This is a genomic window from Serratia sp. HNCC26DJ206, from assembly GCF_057180605.1.
Map to the genome: position 1 here is coordinate 111,714 of NZ_JBXUGP010000005.1, position 16,812 is coordinate 128,525.

A 16,812-nucleotide genomic window follows, 5' to 3' on the forward strand; every position below is an offset into this window, starting at 1 on the left:
TCACGCCACTGGCTCCAGCTCACGAATCAGTCTGGCTAACGTTTTGATCGCCATTTCAAACCTATCGCACCAGGCAAAAGAGGCATTGAGACGGAAACAGTGGTTGAAGTGGTTGCCGGTGGTAAACATCCGCCCAGGGGCAATACTGATCCCTTCAGCCAATGCGCGTTGATACAGCACCATGGCCGAAAGTGCCGGATCCAACTCCAACCAGAGAAAATAGCCACCGTCCGGCTGGCTGACCTTAACCGTGGCTGGAAAGTGATGGGCAATCGCCTGGCACATCACGCTCTGGCGCTGGGCCAGCAAACGACGCAGGCGGCGCAAGTGGGTATCGTAACCGCCGTGCAGCAGGTAGTCGGCAATCGCCATCTGGGTCGGCACGCTGGTCGACACCGTACTCATCAGTTGCAAACGCTGGATCTGCGGTGCGTAGCGCCCCGCCGCCACCCAACCCACGCGAAAACCCGGAGCCAGACATTTGGAAAACGACGAGCAGTGCAGGATCTGCCCGCCGCTATCCAGCGCTTTGGCGGGTAGTGGTTGTTCAGCGCTGAAATACAGCTCACCGTACACATCATCTTCAATCAAGGAGATTTGGTGCTCGCGCAGCAACGTCACCAGCCGCTGTTTGTTCTCCTGCGGTAAGGTGGCACCTTGCGGATTCTGGAAGTGGGTCATCAACCAGCAGGCCTTGATCGGGTACTGTTCCACCGCTTGCTGTAGCGCATCCAGATCGATGCCGTACTGCGGATGGGTAGCGATCGCCACCGCCTTCAGCCGCAGCCGTTCCAGCGCCTGCAACGCGCCGTAAAATGCCGGGGATTCGATAGCGACATAGTCGCCCGGCTGCGTTACCGCCTGCAGGCTGAGGCTCAACGATTCCATGGCACCGGCAGTGATCACGATCTCATCCGGTGCCACCTGCATGCCGCTCAGCGCATAGCGCTGAGCAATATGACGGCGCAACGCATCGTTGCCCGGCGGCAGGTTGGCCAGCGAACTGTGCGGGGTGAATTTACGCGCGACGTTGCTCAACGCCCGCGCCAGCTTCGGCTGCATAAACAGCGTGGCATCGGGAAAAGCCGAGCCAAAGGGCACAATGTCCGGATCTTTGCACGCCTGCAACACCTCGAAGATAAAGGTGTTGATATCGACCTGTTCACTCAGCAGCAGTTTTTCACCGCTTACCGGCTGCGGCAGTGGCTGCGGGCGAGCCGCGACGTAATAGCCAGACTGCGGCCGGGCGACAATCCAGCCCTGGCTTTCTAACAGTTGGTAAGACTGCACCACCGTCATCAGGCTCAATCCCGCGCGTTTACCGCTTTCACGCAGCGAAGGCAGTTTGTCACCCGCACGCCACACCCGATTCTGGATTTGCTCACGGATCTGCTGAGCAAGCTGTTCATATCTGGTCATTCGAACCCAACTGTTATAGGTAAATATAAAATATCTGTCACTATTATAGTCACTCTACTCTGTGCTCTACTGAATACCAAGCGTTGGTTTGGAAAATTACAGCTATACTGAAGAGGTCAATTTATGTACAAATGTAGGAGGCGTCATGTTTGGTCTTGACGCATTGGAGCTAGCACGTATTCAGTTCGCCTTCACTGTATCCTTTCATATCATTTTCCCTGCCATCACCATCGGTCTGGCCAGTTATCTGGTGGTGCTGGAAGGTTTATGGTTAAAGAGTGGTAACCGTACCTATCGCGATCTCTATCATTTCTGGTCAAAAATTTTTGCCGTTAACTTCGGTATGGGAGTGGTGTCCGGCCTGGTGATGGCCTATCAATTCGGCACCAACTGGAGTTTTTTCTCCGAGTTTGCTGGCAGCATTACCGGCCCGTTACTGACCTATGAAGTGCTAACCGCCTTCTTCCTTGAAGCCGGTTTTCTGGGAGTGATGCTATTTGGCTGGAACCGCGTCGGCCCAGGGTTGCACTTCTTCTCCACCTGCATGGTGGCACTTGGTACGCTGATCTCCACCTTCTGGATCCTGGCTTCCAACAGTTGGATGCATACCCCTCAAGGGCACGAGATCGTCAACGGCGTGGTCATCCCGGTCGACTGGCTGAGAGTGATCTTCAACCCATCGTTCCCTTACCGCCTGTTGCATATGACTACCGCTGCGTTCCTGTCATCGGCCTTTTTTGTCGGCGCTTCCGCTGCCTGGCACCTGTTGCGCGGGCGTGATACTCCGGCCATGCGCAAAATGCTGTCGATGGCCATGTGGATGGCACTGGTCGTGGCCCCGATTCAGGCGGTTATCGGTGATGCACACGGCTTGAATACGCTGAAGTATCAACCGGCAAAAATCGCGGCAATGGAAGGACACTGGGAAAACCACCCAGGAGAAGCCACGCCGCTGATCCTGTTTGGCTGGCCGGATATGCAGCGAGAAGAAACCCGCTTCCAAGTGGCGATCCCATATCTTGGCAGCCTGATCCTGACTCATAGCCTGACCGAACAGGTGCCCGCGCTGAAATCCTTCCCGCCGGAAGATCGCCCTAACGCCACCGTGGTGTTCTGGACGTTCCGCATTATGGTGGCGCTGGGCATGCTGATGATCCTGGCCGGTTTCTGGAGCCTATGGCTGCGCTGGCGCGGCAGGCTCTATCACTCCAGGCCGTTCCTGCATTTCATTTTATGGATGGGGCCATCTGGCATACTCGCCCTGCTGGCAGGCTGGTTTACCACGGAAATCGGCCGACAGCCCTGGGTGATTTACGGGCTACTGCGCACCAAAGACGCCGTATCTGCCCACGGTGAATTGCAGATGAGCATCAGCCTGCTGGCCTTTATCATCGTTTACAGCTCGGTGTTTGGCGTGGGTTACTCCTACATGATGCGTCTGATCCGCAAAGGCCCGCAGGAGCATGAAAGTGATGAATCCAACAGCGATGGCACACCGTCCCGTCCGCTTTCAGCGGTGAAAGAAACCTTGGACGACAGGAGCTAAACATGAATATCGATCTTCCGCTGATCTGGTTTGTGATCATCGTATTCAGCACCATGATGTACGTGGTGATGGACGGCTTCGATTTAGGCATCGGCATTCTGTTCCCCTGGGTGAAAAACAGCCGCGATCGCGATGTGATGATGAACACCGTCGCCCCGGTCTGGGACGGCAATGAAACCTGGCTGGTGCTCGGCGGTGCGGCGCTGTTTGGTGCTTTCCCATTGGCCTATGCGGTGATCCTCGAAGCCTTGGCCATTCCTCTCACGCTGATGCTGTTTGGCCTGATTTTCCGTGGCGTCGCCTTCGAGTTCCGCTTCAAGGCCAAAGAGGAAAAACGCCATATCTGGGATAAGGCATTTATCTGGGGCTCGATTTTCGCCACCTTCAGCCAAGGGGTGGTCGTGGGGGCAATCCTTAATGGTTTCCAGGTGGAAGGCCGCGCTTATGTAGGCGGTGCGCTCGACTGGTTGACGCCGTTTGCGCTGTTTTGCGGGCTAGGGCTGGTGGTGACCTATGCTCTGCTGGGTTGCACCTGGCTGGTGATGAAAACCGCGGGCGAGCTGCAAGCGCGCATGTACCGCCTGGCGACACCGTTATTAGTCACCCTGCTGCTGGTGCTGCTGGTGGTCAGCCTGTGGACGCCTATCGCTCATCAGGAGATTGCCGCCCGCTGGTTCAGCCTGCCGAACCTGTTCTGGCTGCTGCCGGTGCCGATTCTGGTGCTGCTCAGCGCCTGGGGGATTTGGCATGGCGTGCAACATGGGGCTCATTATTCCCCGTTCCTGCTGACGCTACTGCTGGTGTTTCTCGGCCTGAGCGGGCTGGGCATCAGCATCTGGCCACTGCTGATACCGCCATCCATTACCCTGTGGCAGGCCGCCGCACCGCCACAAAGCTTAGGGTTTATGCTGTTCGGCGCGCTGTTTATTATCCCGATCATTCTGGTTTATACCTTCTGGAGTTACTACGTGTTTCGCGGCAAAGTCAGCCATGAAGATGGGTATCACTGATGATGAAGAAAACGATGGAAGATAAAGCGCCCGCCACTCCCTGGTGGCAACGCCTCGGCTGGCTGGTGATTATCTGGAGCACCAGCGTGTTGGGGCTGTTTGTGGTCGCCTCGCTGTTTCGCCTGCTGATGGGCATGGCGGGGATGAAATCTCATTAAGACTGGCGGCTCTGCGGAGCCGCTACTTCCGCCCCACGGCTGCCAAAACCCCCTGCTGCTTCAGCCACTGCCCGGTCAGCTCAATCCCCTGTTCCATGCTGTAGAGCGGCCGATAACCCAGTTCTTCGATCGCCCTGGTGTTATCCAACGTCATATCAAAATAGGTCGCCGCCACGCTGTAGCGCGTCAACGTAGGCTCTTGGTCGGTGATAAACGCCAACATTTCCATCCCACATGCCAAGGACAGCAGCAGTGGATAAGGCACCATCTGCAAGCGATATTGCCAGCCGAGTTGTTTTATAAGCAATTGTTCCAGCACTTCTGCCAACGGCTGCGGCTGCTGATTGGTAATGTTATAAATGCTGCCAGAGGTCAAATGCTCCTTGCGACTGGCCAGATCTAATGCATGCACCACGTTGAGCACAAAGGTCAGATCCAGACAGACCTTGCCGTCACCGGGCAGATACAGCGCCCCTTTACCACGCTGCAGTTGGGCCAGTATTCGGGGCACGTTCACCCGATCGTGCGGCCCAAACAAGCCACGTGGCCGCAAGATAAGGTAGGTGGTTTGCGGATAAAGATGCAGCAGCGCCGCGATACTCTGCTCGGCGGCAAACTTGCTGGCGGCGTAATGATTGGCAAAGCTGTCAGCAAACTCACCTTCCGCTATATTGTGGCGATGTTGAAAATCAAAATAGACGGCGGGGGTAGATATATAAATGAAGCGCCGTATCCCGCAGCGCCCGGCCACCTGAGCCAGTTTATCGGTCACATAGGTATTGATCTGATAAAATTCCGAGCTTCTTCCCCAGGAGGACGATTTGGCCGCACAGTGCCAGACCACATCACAACCGACCATCAATTGCTCACACTGCTCCACACCCGCGCGGGTCAGATCCAGCGCGGTGAACTTCGCGCCCTGCGCCACCAGCAAACGCCCGACAGCCTCATCGCGCCCGGTTGCATGCACCTGATACCCGGCGGCCAATAGCCACTCCACCGCGTTGCGCCCCAGCCCACTGGTTGCCCCAGTCACCAGCACTCTCATGGCAGCAGCACCCTGCCATCCAGAGTCCCTCCTGCGGTGATATCCATCAGCAATCTACCGTTGGCAGACAATCGTTTGCTCGTATGTGCGATAAAGTGCCAGTCACCGCGCAAAGCGGTATCTGCCGAAACGGTGGAATCATAGGCAAACTGATGGCGGGATAACGCATTATGTAAAGCTGCCACCGCAAACGATGCAACACCATGCATTGGCGATGCCACTCCTGTAACAATAATGTTGAGCGGAAGTACAATGTGAGAGAGACTTTCAATCGTCATTTTAGTTATTCAGTCTGCTTATCCATAATTCGACTCAACCAATATCAAACGTTATTAATCAACAATAACACGCCAATATTGGCTAAGCCCTTGATTAAAATCAGTATAAAAGAAACGCTAAAAGTGATTTTTACTGATTGATTCCGTTCATTTAACTAATGTGACAAACCACGTTTATTTGGGCGCGCGACAGCGTAAATCAACGGCGAAAAGAGATCCACAGGATCTCGATAAGTTAGTTCTTAATTGATGAGTCAAAACGCCCCGCGGATACCCCACAAACACAGAGTCAATATTATCGCGCCTGATAAAACAACGGTGAGAACCTTACCTCATGGGAAGGTTTTTTCTTGACGATGCAACCATAGCACATTGCTGCCGATCGAGGGTAAATTGACCGTTATCTGTTGGTCGCCCTGCCATGCCCAGCCGCTGGGCAGCACAAAGCGGGTTGATACGGGTTTATAGTAAGGATTCACCAGCATCAGTAAACCCCGATCGCCGTGCATAAACAGACGTGCTGCGACCGCGGTATTGTCTCCTGTCAGCAACTGGCTCTGGCCAGACAGCAAATAAGGCATAAATTCGCCGATCTGCCGCGCAACCGCCGCCACATCACGCCAAATGCCATCGAATTCCTGCTGGGAAAACTGGCCGTGCTTTTGTTTATAAAACAGATCGGTATACGAATAAAACAGCAGCCCTTGTGCGCCGCCGATCAACGCCTGCCAAGCCTGATTGCGGATTTCCTGCTGCGAAGGCTGATGCGCTTTACGGCGGCTGTCGTAAGCCGCGTGGTCCATAATCTGAATCACCACCCATGCCCCTTTCACTCCGCGCGCCGCCTGGGTAGTCAACCTGGCATAATCACCGCTTCGCGTTAGATCAGGATCCACCCCCACCGGATAAGGGTCGGTTGCCAGAATATCGGAACTGTTGAAATAGGCATTGAGATAACCGGTTTTATTCAGTACCTGAAAGGTGGGATGATGGCGATCCAACCGTTTGATCTGCTGGTTTTTCTGCTCAATCTGCGCGATATATTCCTGCCCCAGTTCATCGTTGATGTACCAGGCCAACAGATTAGGCCGATCACGCAAGCGCTCGACTAACCACTGGGTCAATGCCGGATAAGACTGGCGTGTCGGCGGCGCAAAGCGCATGCCGGGGTACAGATCTTTGACAGAGTAGATCACCTGCAAGCCATGCTTATCGGCCTGACGAAAGAAGGCGTAAGGATCTTTACCACTGCCGTAGTTATAGTTCAGCACGGTGTTGAAACCGGCCGCCGCGATGCGCGACAGATGCCGATCCTGCGTCATATTCGCATAGGTTCTTACCTGTATATCACTCTGACCGGCGTGCAGCAGTTCTGGTACGGCGATCTCCAATCTTTGCTGACCGATAGCCTGCCGTCCATCGTCAATAAGTTGGGTCTTGCCAACGGCACACCCGAGTAAAATAAAAAACGTCCGAACAGCACACTCGACCATTGGGGTAAGCATGCTGAACGGACGCCTTTGGTTAGTTGCCCGGTTGAACAACCCAGGCTGTTACTGAATGCAGTTTGTATGCCAGTTTATTTAGGTCGAAGTCTCGGACATAACGCCACTAAACCCGATACAACTGCACAACCGTCATGCCTCTGTTGCACCACACGAGGGCAAACCTGCCAGCATTCGCCATGATGAACGCTTCCGGCATCAAATCTGATAGTCGATCACCGGTTCCAGTTGGGCTGAGAACACTTTCTCTTTAATTTCCGTCAGTGAAAGCGTGGGATTACAGAGTTGGATAAATTTCCAGGCATAATTGCGTTGTAACTGACTTCGCTTCAACCCCAACCAGACGGTATTGGCTGCAAACAGATGTTCGGCATCAAGGCAGACCAACCCACGATCGCGCTCTTTTTCAAAAGAGATATCGGCAACGATGCCAACCCCTAGCCCCAGTTCAACATAGGTTTTGATCACGTCAGAGTCCTGGGCACTCAGCGCAATATCCGGCGTCAGCCCTGCCGCCTTAAATGCCTCATCCAGCCGCGAACGCCCGGTGATCCCCTGGCGATAGGTAATCAACGGTAGCGTACTGAGCATTTTCAGCGTCACCCGTGGCTGGCGCGTCAGTTCATGGCCCTCTGGCACCAGAATGGCATGGTGCCAACGGTAATAAGGAAAAGCCGCCAGCGACTCATCATTGCTCAAGCATTCGCTGGCGATACCAATATCTGCCTCGCCAGAAGCCAGCATCGCCACAATCTCTTCCGGGTTGCCCTGATTAAGTACCACTCGCACGCGTGGATACAGCGCACGAAACTCTTTGATCACGCCCGGCAGGCTGTAACGCGCTTGAGTATGGGTGGTGGCAATATGCAACTGGCCGGAATCATTGTTGCTGAAAACATCGGCCAGGCGGCGAATATTATTCGCATCGTTCAGGATACGCTCGGCGACTACCAGCAGTTCTTTACCCGGTTCCGTCATGCCTAATAACCGTTTCCCGCGACGGATAAATATCTCGATCCCCAACTCTTCTTCCAACTCACGAATATGGCGGCTAACCCCAGATTGCGAGGTAAATAAAGTGTTGGCAACCTCCGTCAGGTTGTAGTTGCAGCGTGCCGACTCACGGATAATTTTTAATTGCTGAAAGTTCATCCAATGCCCTCTTGCGACCCATATTGTTAACAACATTGATACGGAATCTGCTCAGGAGGGACAAATAAGAAATAACCGTTACTTATGCCTTTTAATGCTAAATGCCTCTTGCCGCGTGGCTGATTAATCACCTTCATTTAAATAGATAAATATATTATTTAAAATCAATAAGTTAAATTAAATTTTCTAAGTGTAATTAAAAAAGCCATGTAGGGAAAAGTTATTAAATAGAGGGATTAGATATATAAGCCGTGAGATAAAAACCAGCATGGCGCAACAACGTGCGCCATGAAGAGAAACCCTGAGCGATCTTGTTCAGGCGGTGGCTTCACCACCGATCGAGCCAGATCTGTTGTGTTGCTGCAACCATTGACGCACCGTGTTGACCAGATCGCCAATGTAGTCATCCTGCATGCCGTAGTTTTTTAACTCCTTATCCAACGCAAACAGGTACTGCGCATTGGTGCCCAACGGGCCGCTGGCACTGGCGATCAAGGGGGCAATCACCTGATGGCGCGTATCTTCCTCAAACAACGGGTGCTGGCGGTTCATCACAAACGCCAACGCGGTCACCACTCTGCCATCTTCCAGCGTCAGATCGCACCAGGTGGGCAGATAGCAACCGGTGATCATCTCGCGTTTCCACAACAGCTCCAGCTCTTCACGCAGTTTTTCTTCCGGCAACCGAAACGCCAGGCCGGTGGTCTGCCCGCCTTCGCTCAGTGCCAGCATGCGCCCAGGCTGATGCAGCGTGCCGCGCCCGGCGGTCAACCGCAGGCAGAACGCACGGTGCCAGCCCTGCAAGGTGGCAGGCCGGACTTCGTCGGATTCAAATACCGGGTTCCACATCAGTGAACCGTAGCCAAATATCCACACCGGGCTATTATCCGGCCGACGTGACAGCGTACACTCCAATGATGCCAAACGCTGTTCTGGTGTCAGCAACAGCGACTCTTCAATCGTGCCGAATGCAGTTTTGCAATCTGCCTTTTGCAGAAAATCTCGTGTTAACACCAACTACAACCTCCTGGGAATAGGATTGCCCTAATCCCTTTTCGCCACTGTATCTTTGAAATTTAGTTTTGCGGAAATTTATTAATTCAATAACACCGCTGTTATATAAATAACCTTATTCGGTTCTTGCAGCGTAATCAAGTTTCCACGCCAATTAAGTGTGAGAAAGTATTGGGATGTAACAGCAATAATATTAATAGCGGTAATATTTTACTCCTGCATTCATATCTCCGACGTTTTTTTAACAAAGTAGCCCGTACAAAAAACAGTCTCCCTCCTGGAAAGCAGATGCAAACCAAAATCAAACGATTCTCATTATCATATGACATGATATACTCGACGCAGAATGATAAAGGAGAACACAGTGACTGCCGATACCCCACGCATCCGCGCCCCCTATTTGATCGAAGTAATCCGTCTGCGCGATATTACGCCACACCTGCGCCGTATCACCTTCAGCGCTCCGGACTTATGCCATTACCCAGCAGACGCCGCCGCTGCCCATATTAAGGTCTTTCTGCCACTCGCAGGCCAAACGCAGCCAGATCTCCCCATGCTGAGCGACAATGGGCCGGTATGGGCTGCCGACGCTTTGCGCCCGATCATCCGCACCTATTCAATACGTGCCGTGCGGCCACAGCAGGCGGAGATCGATATTGAATTCGCACTGCACGATCACAGCGGCCCGGCGGTGAATTTTGCTCGCCAGGCCAAACCGGGCGATAAAATCGGTATCAGCAACCCTGGTGGCCCGAAACCCATGCTGCCAGCCGCAGATTTTTATTGCCTGGCAGGTGACCCGTCGTCACTGCCCGCGATCGCCGCTCTGCTGGAACACCTACCCTCCCACAGCGCAGGGCAGGCGTTTATTCGCGTCGATACCCCGGCGGACGTAATTGACCTGAAAAAACCGGCCGGTGTCGAACTGAGCTGGATTATTGGCAGCACCGAGAAAACCGCAGAACTCATCACCCAATTCTGCTCGCAAGCGCTACCGCAAGCGGGCACGCATTTCTGGCTGGCGGGTGAAGATCGCTTGGTGGTAGAACTGCGCCGTTACCTGCGCCGCGAGTGCAAATGCGATCGTAATCAGCTTTATGCCGTACCTTACTGGCGTGAGGGGCTAAATGAGGAGGGTTATCATCATAAAAGGCATGAGATTATGGATAACATTGACGCCTGACGGTCAATTTCTGTCTGATTTACCACGATAATGCATAGCTAAATTGATTTTATGGTCGCTTAGCATAAAAAAAGCACGTTCTTACGTAAAAGTACGTAAAAAAAACCGCATAAACTGCGGTTTTTTTGTTAGGCTTGTCACATAAAGCAACCCATTGCTTTCCCAAGTTAAAACAACATCACATCATTACCCGGTGTCATACGCAGGGTGTATCCTATTATTATTGTCCCCTTCGCCTTTCAAGCAACAGGGGTTGGTTGCCTTTGCGTGCTCCGGCTACTTGGTGTATCAAGCTGCGGGGATCCGCTGAGTCGCTACCTGCCTGCGGTCTGAAACTCTTGGGGCGTAACAACTTTCTGGATACGCAGAACGGCCGCTTCTTCGGGTGTTCTGCGATGACGGGCCATGCAGTTTGAGAAGGAGAATCACCGAAATGAAGTCGCACAACGATCCTGGCCGATCCAAATCCCGCCATACCGAATATTCACTCATGTTTCCTATTGCTGCGCTGGTTGTGCTCAACCTGTGGGGCGGTACCGGCAGTTTTCCGCTGATTGTCGCGATTAATATTGTGGCACTGGTGGGGATCCTCAGCAGTGCTTTCAGCGTGGTGCGCCATGCCGACGTACTGGCCCATCGGCTGGGTGAACCCTACGGCTCGCTGATCCTCAGTCTGTCAGTGGTCATTCTAGAAGTGAGCCTGATTTCGGCGCTGATGGCGACCGGTGATGCCGCACCCGCCCTGATGCGCGACACGCTGTATTCGATCATCATGATTGTCACCGCAGGGCTGGTTGGCGTTGCCCTGCTGCTCGGCGGGCGAAAATTCGCCACCCAGTACGTTAACCTCGGTGGGATCAAACAGTATCTGATGGCGATTTTCCCGTTGGCGATCATCGTGCTGGTGCTGCCGAGTGCGCTACCGGGCGGTAACTTCAGCGTTGGGCAATCATTGCTGGTGGCGGCGATTTCGGCGGCGATGTACGGCGTGTTCCTGCTGATCCAGACCAAAACCCACCAAAGCCTGTTCGTGTATGAACACGAAGACGACGGTGACGACGGCGACCCTCATCACGGCAAGCCCTCTTCTCACAGCAGCCTGTGGCATGCGGTTTGGTTGATCGTGCATCTGGTTGCGGTAATTGCCGTGACCAAGTTCAACGCCAATCCGCTGGAAGGCCTGCTGACCAAGCTGAATGCGCCAACGCAATTCACCGGCTTCCTGGTAGCGCTGCTGATTCTGTCGCCAGAAGGGCTGGGGGCATTACGTGCGGTGCTGAATAACCAGGTGCAGCGCGCCATGAATCTGTTCTTCGGCTCCGTGTTGGCGACGATCTCCCTGACCGTACCAGCGGTGACGATTATCGCCACCCTGACCGGCCAGACGCTGATCTTCGGCCTGCAAGCACCGCATATGGTGGTGATGCTGACGGTGTTGATCCTGTGCCATATCTCTTTCTCTACCGGCAGAACCAACGTGCTGAACGGCACCGCGCACCTGGCACTGTTCGCCGCTTATATGATGACGATTTTTGCCTGAGGCCTCTGCCCTGCATGCCTGAAGTTGCAGAGTCTAGACAAAACGGGGTGCCAATTTGGCACCCCGTTGATTAACAGCAATTCGATTAATCGTAAGCATTAAGCGTGTGCTGGCACAGTGCCGAGCGGACGCAGTCTTGTTTATCAAAGCGAATGATACCCACCATTTCGTCCTCTTCGAAGCGCTCCAGCGCGTCGCTAAGGCCGGATTTCACACCGCGTGGCAAATCGCACTGGGTGATATCCCCATTGACGATCACCGTCACGTTCTCGCCCAAACGGGTCAGGAACATCTTCATCTGGCTTGCCGTAACGTTCTGGGCTTCGTCCAGGATCACCACCGCATTCTCAAAGGTACGCCCGCGCATATAGGCGAAAGGCGCGATCTCTACCTTGCCGATTTCCGGGCGCAGGCAGTATTGCATAAACGACGATCCTAAACGGCGCAGTAAAATGTCATACACCGGCCGGAAATAAGGGGCGAATTTCTCAGAGATATCCCCAGGCAAAAAGCCGAGGTCTTCATCCGCCTGCAAAACCGGACGCGTCACAATGATCCGATCCACCTCTTTATGTATCAGGGCCTCTGCCGCTTTGGCGGCGCTGATAAATGTTTTGCCGCAGCCGGCTTCGCCAGTGGCGAAGATCAACTGTTTGTTTTCTATGGCTAATAAGTAATGACCTTGAGCTTCTGTTCTCGCCTCGATGGTAGAAGTATCCCGGCTGTCGCGTGCCATGCCGATAGACTCAACCCCACCCATTTGTACCAGCGAGGTCACGCTTTCTTCTTCACGCTGGCGATGGCTACGTGCGTCACGACGAATAACGCGTTTGGCTTCGCGACGTGCTTTGATCACTGCTTTTTGTCTTCCCATAGTTGGCACCTTACAGTTTGTTTCACCTACCGCAGCGGCATCAGGTGTCGCGCGATTATGTTTCACACACGTATTAGGTTTTGGCTTCCTTTAGAGCCAATATAAGCCGATGAATAACGCGAATACGCGGCAGCATGGCAATGCACCGTTTCTTCGCAGGACAACGCGGTTTGTAAGTAATAAGAGAGTGTGACAGCCAGATTAGGGCGAAAGAAAAGCCAGGATTCAGTCAGAAATTGAGAGGCGGAGGAGGCACCCTCGTTATAACGAGTCATCAGGGAGGAGATGTTATTTATCTTTTGTAGCCCAACCAAGGACTTTACCATTAGCGATCCCCGCAGTGATATTTACAGCTTCAAGCTGTGCACCGTGTGAAACTACCGCCAGATGATTACAGTATAATGACATTCAAACTCGTCGTGTTACTAAAATGTAAAAATTTTTAATTTTCATTCTTCCATATCATGCAAAAACACTATATCACGCCGTTTACGCCCTTCCAGATAAATTTAATCCTCAATCTAGATCAACAAGTTATGATTAAAATCCGGCAATGACATTTTGATTGCCAGATTAAAATACAAGCAAGTAAAAAGGCACAGTCTGCACTGTGCCTTTAACCGATCGGCCAACGTTTCAGGCTTGTAATAAGCCGCTGGCCAAATAATCACCAGCTTCTTTAACCCCCGGCAATACAAAGAAGTACCCGCCGCCAATCGGCTTGACGTATTCCTCCAAGGCTTCGCCATCCAACCGTTTCTGCACCGCCAGGAAACCTTTTTCCAGATCCGCCTGATAACAGATAAACAGCAGCCCCATTTCCAGTTGACCGGAATTAGAGACGCCCAGCGAATAGCTGTAACCCCGGCGCAGCATCAGGCTGCTCTGGGTTTGCGGCGTGCGTGGGTTGGCCAACCGAATATGCGCGTCCAGCGGGATCATTTTACCTTCAGGATCTTTGGCATAATCCGGTTCGTCATGCTCATGCTGCATACCTAACGGCGCACCGCTGTGCTTTTCACGGCCGAAGATAGTTTGCTGCTCCTGCAACGGCGTACGATCCCAAAACTCTACGTGGAAACGGATAATACGTGCGGCCTGATAGCTGCCCCCCACCGCCCAGGCAGGTTCGCCTTCACTATTTCCCACCCATACCACCTGATCCATCAGCGGTTTATCGCTGGTTTTCGGGTTGGCGGTGCCGTCTTTAAAACCGAGCAGATTGATCGGCGTTTCTTTACCTTTACTGCGCGCCGCATGGGCAGAGATAAACCCTTCACGCTTCCAGCGTACGCTGAGCAAGTCCGGTGAATGTTTGATGATATCGCGCAGCGCGTGGATCACGGTTTCATTGGTATTGGCGCAAATTTGCAGCAACAGATCGCCATGGCACAAAGCGGCATCCAACGAATCGTTCGGGAAACGCGTCATTTTTTGCAAACGCAGCGGTTTATGCGCCTGTAATCCGAAACGCTCATCAAACAGCGAAGCACCGACAGACAGGGTGATCGTCAGGTTATCCGGGTAGATTTCCGGCCCCATGATGCCAGAATCCAGCGGAGGCAGTTTAGGGTCGATCTCCGGCGCTTTTCCGCCGCTGGTGAGAAAGGCAATACGCGTGGTCAACAGCCGGAATAACCGCTCAAGATCCTGTTTATTGGTGGCCAGCACGTCGAAGGCCACCAGCATCATTGCCGCCTGCTGTGGGGTGAGAATACCCGCCTGATGCGGGCCATAGAACGGCTGTTTCTGCCAACGTTCATCCTGTGGCTGCGCCAGCGGTTCTGCTGTTTTGTCCTCCGCCTGCGCCACAGCCTTCCCGCCCAGCGCCAACGCGCCGCCCATCATGCCCAACCCTTGCAGCAAACGCCGACGAGATGGCGATGCGGCTCCCTCTTTTTGAGTTAACGGCCCGTTTTCCGGGCCGAGATGATGACTCATGATATGCCGCCCTTAATCCAGACCCAATACGCCGCGCAGCTGCGCTAAATCTTCCGCCAGCGTGGTGATTGGCCCTTTCATCGCGTTGCGATCCGCGTCGGTCAGCTTCTCGTAAGATTCATAACCCTCTGCGGTTTTGTACTTCGCCAGCACGCTATCCACCGTTTTAAAGTTAGCGTCGATCTTCTCCAGCAATGGCTTATTGGCTTTTTCCAGCAGCGGCCGCAGCAGATTGACGATCTTCTGCGCGCCATCCACGTTGGCCTGGAAATCCCACAGGTCGGTACGGCTGTAACGATCTTCTTCACCGCTGATCTTGCTGGCCGCCACTTCTTCAATCAGGCCCGCAGCCCCACCGACCACTTTGCTCGGCGGGAAGGTCAATTCGCCAATCCGTTTTTGCAGTTCAAGCGTGTCGCTGTAAAGACGCTCGGCATAGTGGCCCATCTCTTGGGTGGTGTTATCAGCAAACAGCGCTTTCTCGAGGCGGTGGAAACCGGTGAAGTTCGGATCCTCTGCCTTTTTCTCATAATCGTCTTCGCGGGCATCAATGCTGCCATCCAGATCGGAGAACAATTCGGCAATCGGTTCGATGCGCTCGTAATGTTGGCGGGTTGGCGCATACAGTTTACGCGCCTGTGCCACATCACCGGCCTTGATCGCCTCGGTAAACAGTTTGGTCTGCTTAACCAACCCTTCGACCTCTTTGGTGACATAGACTTTGTATTCGGCAATCGGGCCAACCAGATCCATGGCGTTCGGTTTACCATCGCTTGCCGCACCTGCCGCCGAGGTGACCGTCAGCTTGCCTTTCGGGTTGCTCAACAGGCCGCAGGTCATGTCATATTCGCCCGGCTCCAGGTTGGCCGTCATCTTCTGGGTGAAACCCGGTGCAATATTCTCACGCTCTTCCACCACCATCACCCCTTTGAGGATTTCCCACTCAAGGTTTTTCTGGCTGACGTTATGCACCACAAACTGGGTTTTCCCTGCCGGAACGGTCAACTGCATCGGTTCACACTGCTTGTCGTTAACGGTAACCTTGACCTGTGGCACATCCGCCGCCAACGCATTGAAGCTGAACGCCAAGGCGGGAAGAGTTAACAACAGCGCCTTGCGGCGAAATAACGGAGTAGACATGTGAGATTCCCTATTAAATTAATGATGAGTTTTACGTTGCGCCGGGATCGCTACTGGCCCCGTACGCTGCGGCAGGAAAAAGAATATCAATGCTGGGATCAGATACAGGAAATAGACCGCCACTTCGCTGACCGTTGGTGCTTCTTGGTAACCGAACATCCCCTCTAGCAGCGTTCCTAGCAACGAATGGGTCGATAGCTGGTTGCTGAGATCAAAGGCGATATCCTGGAAGTGATTCCACAGGCCCGCTTCGTGGAAAGCGCGGATCGCCCCCGCCGCCAAACCGGCGGCGACGAACAGAATAAACAGGCTGGTCCATTTGAAGAATTTGGCCAGATGCAGCTTCACGCCGCCCCAGTAGATCAGCATGCCCACGACAATGGCACTTCCCAACCCCAGAAGCGCACCGATCGGCGCTTCGATACCGACATCCTGCTGGAACGCCGCCAGCAGGAAAAACACCGATTCCAGCCCTTCACGCGCAACGGCAAAAAACACCATCGCCACCAGCGCCCAGCCTTGGCCTTTGCCGGAGTTGAGCGCGTTATCGATCGCCCCTTCCAGATGCACCTTGACCGACTTGGACACCTTGCGCATCCAGAACACCATATAGGTCAGAATGCAGACTGCCACTATCGCTACCAGCCCTTCGAACAGTTCCTGCTGTTTTTGCGGGAATTCGCCGGTGGTTTCATTGATGAAGATGCCTAGCGCCAAGCACAGAGCGGCGGCAACCATCACCCCAATCCACATGACGCCAAGCCATTGGCCACGTTGAGTACGCTTCAGATAGCTGGCGATCAGGCTGACGATCAGCGCGGCCTCCAACCCCTCACGGAACATGATAAGGAAGGGAACAAACATAAATGAGTAACCCCTGAAAAGGCGCTGGCACGCGAGTTATCCAGCAGCAGTCAATGTAAAGAAAAGTAAACAAGAACGATAGTGATTATCATTATGATGAAGAGAAATACAAGAGCCAGATGCGTGATTTTTTCTAATCA

At 53.5% G+C, this 16,812-nt stretch carries 15 protein-coding genes; 5 read left to right on the forward strand and 10 right to left on the reverse strand.

The features are described from left to right. A complete protein-coding gene (locus tag AC2A1E_RS05070; protein WP_484382846.1) occupies nt 1-1,419 on the reverse strand; it encodes an aminotransferase-like domain-containing protein in 1,419 nt (472 codons plus the stop codon). 145 nt (nt 1,420-1,564) lie between these two features. On the opposite strand from AC2A1E_RS05070, the gene AC2A1E_RS05075 reads away from it, so the two are divergent. The 3 genes from AC2A1E_RS05075 to AC2A1E_RS05085 are packed head-to-tail and all read left to right on the forward strand — an operon-like array spanning nt 1,565 to nt 4,133. Next, a complete protein-coding gene (locus AC2A1E_RS05075; protein ID WP_484382847.1) occupies nt 1,565-2,965 on the forward strand; it encodes a cytochrome ubiquinol oxidase subunit I in 1,401 nt (466 codons plus the stop codon). Between the two features lie 2 nt (nt 2,966-2,967). Beyond that, nucleotides 2,968-3,975, forward strand: coding sequence for a cytochrome d ubiquinol oxidase subunit II (gene cydB, locus AC2A1E_RS05080; RefSeq protein ID WP_484382848.1), 1,008 nt, complete (start codon nt 2,968-2,970; stop codon nt 3,973-3,975). A gap of 14 nt (nt 3,976-3,989) precedes the next feature. Then, nucleotides 3,990-4,133, forward strand: coding sequence for a DUF2474 domain-containing protein (locus tag AC2A1E_RS05085; RefSeq protein WP_484382901.1), 144 nt, complete (start codon nt 3,990-3,992; stop codon nt 4,131-4,133). Between the two features lie 22 nt (nt 4,134-4,155). Here AC2A1E_RS05085 and AC2A1E_RS05090 read toward each other — a convergent pair whose 3' ends face one another. The 5 genes from AC2A1E_RS05090 to AC2A1E_RS05110 form a co-directional block, all read right to left on the reverse strand. Then, nucleotides 4,156-5,181, reverse strand: coding sequence for an NAD-dependent epimerase/dehydratase family protein (locus AC2A1E_RS05090; protein ID WP_484382849.1), 1,026 nt, complete (start codon nt 5,179-5,181; stop codon nt 4,156-4,158). Then, the gene (locus AC2A1E_RS05095) at nt 5,178-5,390 is read right to left on the reverse strand and encodes a hypothetical protein (protein ID WP_484382850.1); all 213 of its coding nucleotides are present in this window, start codon (nt 5,388-5,390) and stop codon (nt 5,178-5,180) included. Before AC2A1E_RS05095 ends, AC2A1E_RS05090 begins: the two co-directional genes overlap by 4 nt. 401 nt (nt 5,391-5,791) lie before the next feature. Beyond that, complete coding sequence (locus AC2A1E_RS05100; RefSeq protein ID WP_484382851.1) at nt 5,792-6,964, reverse strand: hypothetical protein; 1,173 nt, start codon at nt 6,962-6,964, stop codon at nt 5,792-5,794. 198 nt (nt 6,965-7,162) lie between these two features. After that, nucleotides 7,163-8,116 (reverse strand): HTH-type transcriptional regulator Cbl, encoded by a 954-nt coding sequence (gene cbl / locus AC2A1E_RS05105; protein WP_484382852.1) that lies wholly within the window; start codon nt 8,114-8,116, stop codon nt 7,163-7,165. A 315-nt stretch (nt 8,117-8,431) separates the two neighbouring features. Next, on the reverse strand, nt 8,432-9,130 hold the full coding sequence (locus AC2A1E_RS05110) for a gamma-glutamylcyclotransferase (RefSeq protein ID WP_484382902.1): 699 nt from the start codon (nt 9,128-9,130) through the stop codon (nt 8,432-8,434). Nucleotides 9,131-9,494: 364 nt separating this feature from the next. On the opposite strand from AC2A1E_RS05110, the gene AC2A1E_RS05115 reads away from it, so the two are divergent. Further along, nucleotides 9,495-10,313, forward strand: a complete 819-nt coding sequence (locus AC2A1E_RS05115; RefSeq protein WP_484382853.1) for a siderophore-interacting protein — start codon at nt 9,495-9,497, stop codon at nt 10,311-10,313. Between the two features lie 433 nt (nt 10,314-10,746). Then, a complete protein-coding gene (gene chaA / locus AC2A1E_RS05120; RefSeq protein WP_459402319.1) occupies nt 10,747-11,853 on the forward strand; it encodes a sodium-potassium/proton antiporter ChaA in 1,107 nt (368 codons plus the stop codon). An 85-nt stretch (nt 11,854-11,938) separates the two neighbouring features. On the opposite strand, the gene phoH is transcribed toward chaA, so the two are convergent. The 4 genes from phoH to efeU all read right to left on the reverse strand — a co-directional run bounded on the left by phoH (nt 11,939) and on the right by efeU (nt 16,672). After that, a complete protein-coding gene (gene phoH, locus AC2A1E_RS05125) occupies nt 11,939-12,727 on the reverse strand; it encodes a phosphate starvation-inducible protein PhoH (protein WP_473187548.1) in 789 nt (262 codons plus the stop codon). Nucleotides 12,728-13,363: 636 nt separating this feature from the next. Next, the gene (gene efeB / locus AC2A1E_RS05130) at nt 13,364-14,668 is read right to left on the reverse strand and encodes an iron uptake transporter deferrochelatase/peroxidase subunit (protein WP_484382854.1); all 1,305 of its coding nucleotides are present in this window, start codon (nt 14,666-14,668) and stop codon (nt 13,364-13,366) included. Between the two features lie 12 nt (nt 14,669-14,680). Further along, a complete protein-coding gene (efeO, locus tag AC2A1E_RS05135; RefSeq protein ID WP_484382855.1) occupies nt 14,681-15,808 on the reverse strand; it encodes an iron uptake system protein EfeO in 1,128 nt (375 codons plus the stop codon). 18 nt (nt 15,809-15,826) lie between these two features. Beyond that, nucleotides 15,827-16,672, reverse strand: coding sequence for an iron uptake transporter permease EfeU (efeU, locus tag AC2A1E_RS05140; RefSeq protein WP_484382856.1), 846 nt, complete (start codon nt 16,670-16,672; stop codon nt 15,827-15,829). Nucleotides 16,673-16,812: the final 140 nt, after the last annotated feature.

What these genes read in the sequence shown, in the direction of transcription:
- efeB (WP_484382854.1), bottom strand. Translation starts at nt 14,668, where the DNA reads ATGAGTCATCATCTCGGCCCGGAAAACGGGCCGTTAACTCAAAAAGAG.
- AC2A1E_RS05070 (WP_484382846.1), bottom strand. Translation starts at nt 1,419, where the DNA reads ATGACCAGATATGAACAGCTTGCTCAGCAGATCCGTGAGCAAATCCAG.
- efeU (WP_484382856.1), bottom strand. Translation starts at nt 16,672, where the DNA reads ATGTTTGTTCCCTTCCTTATCATGTTCCGTGAGGGGTTGGAGGCCGCG.
- efeO (WP_484382855.1), bottom strand. Translation starts at nt 15,808, where the DNA reads ATGTCTACTCCGTTATTTCGCCGCAAGGCGCTGTTGTTAACTCTTCCC.
- cbl (WP_484382852.1), bottom strand. Translation starts at nt 8,116, where the DNA reads ATGAACTTTCAGCAATTAAAAATTATCCGTGAGTCGGCACGCTGCAAC.
- cydB (WP_484382848.1), top strand. Translation starts at nt 2,968, where the DNA reads ATGAATATCGATCTTCCGCTGATCTGGTTTGTGATCATCGTATTCAGC.
- AC2A1E_RS05095 (WP_484382850.1), bottom strand. Translation starts at nt 5,390, where the DNA reads ATGCATGGTGTTGCATCGTTTGCGGTGGCAGCTTTACATAATGCGTTA.
- AC2A1E_RS05100 (WP_484382851.1), bottom strand. Translation starts at nt 6,964, where the DNA reads ATGCTTACCCCAATGGTCGAGTGTGCTGTTCGGACGTTTTTTATTTTA.
- AC2A1E_RS05075 (WP_484382847.1), top strand. Translation starts at nt 1,565, where the DNA reads ATGTTTGGTCTTGACGCATTGGAGCTAGCACGTATTCAGTTCGCCTTC.
- AC2A1E_RS05085 (WP_484382901.1), top strand. Translation starts at nt 3,990, where the DNA reads ATGGAAGATAAAGCGCCCGCCACTCCCTGGTGGCAACGCCTCGGCTGG.
- AC2A1E_RS05090 (WP_484382849.1), bottom strand. Translation starts at nt 5,181, where the DNA reads ATGAGAGTGCTGGTGACTGGGGCAACCAGTGGGCTGGGGCGCAACGCG.
- phoH (WP_473187548.1), bottom strand. Translation starts at nt 12,727, where the DNA reads ATGGGAAGACAAAAAGCAGTGATCAAAGCACGTCGCGAAGCCAAACGC.
- chaA (WP_459402319.1), top strand. Translation starts at nt 10,747, where the DNA reads ATGAAGTCGCACAACGATCCTGGCCGATCCAAATCCCGCCATACCGAA.